This window comes from Streptomyces sp., from assembly GCF_036566765.1.
GTDB lineage: Bacteria > Actinomycetota > Actinomycetes > Streptomycetales > Streptomycetaceae > Streptomyces.
Genome location: NZ_DATCVQ010000038.1, coordinates 1 through 2,710 on the forward strand (window position 1 = coordinate 1; position 2,710 = coordinate 2,710).

A 2,710-nucleotide genomic window follows, 5' to 3' on the forward strand; every position below is an offset into this window, starting at 1 on the left:
GCCCGTGCGCAGGTGACGCTGCAGCGGATCCACCGCTTCATCGAGAACAATCTCGGCGACCCGGGCCTGACTCCCCAGGTGATCGCCGATCGGCACAACATGTCCCTGCGGTGTCTCTACGCCCTCTTCGGCGACCAGCCCCTGACCATCGCGGCACACATCCGCCACAGCCGGCTGGAGCGGGCCCACACCGACCTCGCATCCGGGGAGCTGGGCGGCCAGCCCGTTCAAGCGATCGCGGCTCGCTGGGGCTTCGCAAGCGCCACCGGGTTCAGCCGGGCGTTCCGCGAAGCCTACGGGATGACCCCCACGGAACACCGTGCGTTCTCCCTGGCCGCCCAACGGCGCGCAGAGCACAGCAACCCCGCACGCCACGCACACCACGGCTCGCTGCCCGGACCTAGATTCTCCTCTGGATGACGAAGGCCGGACGCCCTGCCCGAGCAGGCGTCTGACGGTTCCTCATCGCCTGAGCACCCATCGACGACAACGTGATCAAGGGGAGAATCGCATGTCTGGAATGTTCAGCAAGCTCGCGGCCACGGCTGCTGCGGCGACGGCGGTCGTGACGCTGACGGGGACGCCCGCGAGTGCGGCCGACACCGCGTACAACACGCGGAGTGTGTGGCTGGACGGCGAACCGAGTGGGGCGAACTACAGCGCGTGCACCACCAGGAGCATGTACCTGGCCTCCGGTACCTACACGTGGACGCAGATCTTCAACGGCAGCCGCACGCCGACCCGCGACATCTACCTGGCCGCGGGCACCTACACGTGGAAGGACTGCATCGTCCCCTATAACGGCCACTACAAGCAGACGTCCAGCCTGAACCAGCCCGGCCTGCAGACCGCGTACCTCAACGACCCGACCGAGTACCACTGGTCGGCGGACACCTACACCTTCGGCTCGCTGCTCGACCCGCACTTCTGATCGACCCGCTCGGGCGCCGTCACGATCCGCTGAGGATCACGGGCGGCGCCCGGGCCGCCTCGGCGGCCGAAGTGGCGGGTGACACTCCACGTGCTCACGCCCCGAGCGCGGCCCGCACCCACCGGATCATCCGAATCTGCGAGGAACTCCGAGCCCGGCGATGGTGCCCTGGCGGGGGAGAGGCGCAGGTCATACACGCGCGCGAGGATTCTCGCAGGCCCCCACGGGCATGTTGGGTGCTGGTGTCGCGCCGCCGTGGGGGCGCGAACGAAGCCCAGAGCCTGCTGGTCGCTGCCGGAGCGAACCGACGGCGTTCCGTAGACGTCTCCTCCACGCCACTGGCCTCCTGTTCTCGGCGGGATGATTCGGAGCCACTGGAGCGACCCGAGATCGAGAGCCGCTTTGGCGCTGAACACTCTTCCCGCCAGAGGTCGTTCCAGCCGGCCTCTGGCCTCGCACACGTTGAGCCGATGGCCGTCCGCGAGCGCCACGCCGTCGAGCTGCTGTTGTCCTCCAGGTGGTGTCGCCGGGGCCACCCTCTCGGACGATCTCCCGGGCGCGCCCGTGCGACCCGACCACGCAGCGGTCACTAAGCAGGCGAAGCGCACCACACCGACCAGGGCCGGACCTCGCGGGACCGGGACGCACCGAGGCCCGCGGACGGCCCATGTGAAAGGGAGTCACCATGACCTCACAGCGAGAGACCCGCAGAGTGAGCAATGCCGTCTTCCAGGCCGTCTACGACTCACCCGCCGCGCTGCCCGGCCGCTACCGGTGGGTCACCAAGGAGGAGGACGTACGCAAGGTCGAGGAGCTCCTCGGCATGGACGCCGACACCATCGGCGCCCCGCTCTGGGTGAGCGGCGACTCCTCGGCATGCGGATCGTGCGGCCGGGAACCCAGTTGGCTGGACATCGTCTCGTCGGCGCTCGACAACACGCATGGGCGCGCCATGATCGCGGAAGTGATCCTGGGCGAGCACAAGTACGTGAACACCGAGGCTCCCGAGGCCATCGCCGGGCTGCTCTGCCATGGTTGCGGGAACGCGATCACGGATCTGCGGAGCTTCAAATGCCATAACTGGGCCTACGCCTTCGAAGACCTCCAGGCCGTGCTGGACCGGATGCGCTGACCTCTGGGCCGACCCCAGTTGCCCGGGACCGCCGCGGTCAGGGGCCGGCAGCGCCGACGAAGCGCTGCCCCCACACGGGCTCACCGAGGCGTTCGCCGAGGCGGCCTCCTGGGAGGTGCTGACCCTCGTGATCGGCAGCGACTGCTGCTGTCCCCGATGCTCGACGACCGCGGCAGCACCGTCTGTCTCCGATGCCCGCAGTATGCGACGTAAGATCCCCCTTTTCCCAGCGGCCGGATGACCGAAGAAGCCACGTCCGACGTCGTCGAGCGATCGATCCGCCCCACGGGCCGTCAGGGCGGGTGGCGGTCCCACTCGCTGCGCAGAGGCATGGTGAAATTCGCCCTCAAGGCGGGGGGGGCTACTGCCAGAACACCTCTTCGGCGACGATCTGAGGGTCTGCGGCGCGGCGGACGAACGTGTACCGCAGCCAGCCCCGGCCGTGGTCGAAGCAGGCGATGTGCGCGCCTTCGGGAACGGTCGAGCGGCTCGGCTCGACCCAGCAGCCGGCCGGGAGGTCCGGCCGGTTGTCGATGCCCCGGAAGTAGGGGTCCTTGACGGTGACGAGTTCGGCGCGGATCTCGTCCACCAGGTTGCGCACCGCCTCGGGGAGCGCGTCCCGGTCGGCGCGTGCCGACCGGACCCAG

4 protein-coding genes are annotated in these 2,710 nt (G+C 69.2%); 3 read left to right on the forward strand and 1 reads right to left on the reverse strand.

The window, feature by feature from the left end; genetic code table 11:
- From VIU94_RS01870 to VIU94_RS01880, 3 genes are all read left to right on the forward strand, one after another.
- Positions 1-420: helix-turn-helix domain-containing protein (locus VIU94_RS01870; RefSeq protein ID WP_331906786.1), on the forward strand; the 420-nt coding region annotated here is incomplete at its 5' end.
- A 91-nt stretch (positions 421-511) separates the two neighbouring features.
- Positions 512-931 carry a hypothetical protein gene (locus VIU94_RS01875; protein ID WP_331906788.1) on the forward strand — a complete coding sequence of 140 codons (420 nt, stop codon included), beginning with the start codon at positions 512-514 and terminating at the stop codon, positions 929-931.
- A gap of 685 nt (positions 932-1,616) precedes the next feature.
- Entirely contained in the window at positions 1,617-2,063 is a 447-nt protein-coding gene (locus VIU94_RS01880; protein ID WP_331906790.1) for a DUF8243 domain-containing protein, read from the forward strand.
- A gap of 361 nt (positions 2,064-2,424) precedes the next feature.
- Here the strand turns inward: VIU94_RS01880 and VIU94_RS01885 are convergent.
- Positions 2,425-2,710, reverse strand: a 286-nt coding sequence (locus tag VIU94_RS01885; RefSeq protein ID WP_331906792.1) for a hypothetical protein, incomplete at its 5' end; no start/stop codon positions are given.

What these genes read in the sequence shown, in the direction of transcription:
- VIU94_RS01880 (WP_331906790.1), top strand. Translation starts at nt 1,617, where the DNA reads ATGACCTCACAGCGAGAGACCCGCAGAGTGAGCAATGCCGTCTTCCAG.
- VIU94_RS01875 (WP_331906788.1), top strand. Translation starts at nt 512, where the DNA reads ATGTCTGGAATGTTCAGCAAGCTCGCGGCCACGGCTGCTGCGGCGACG.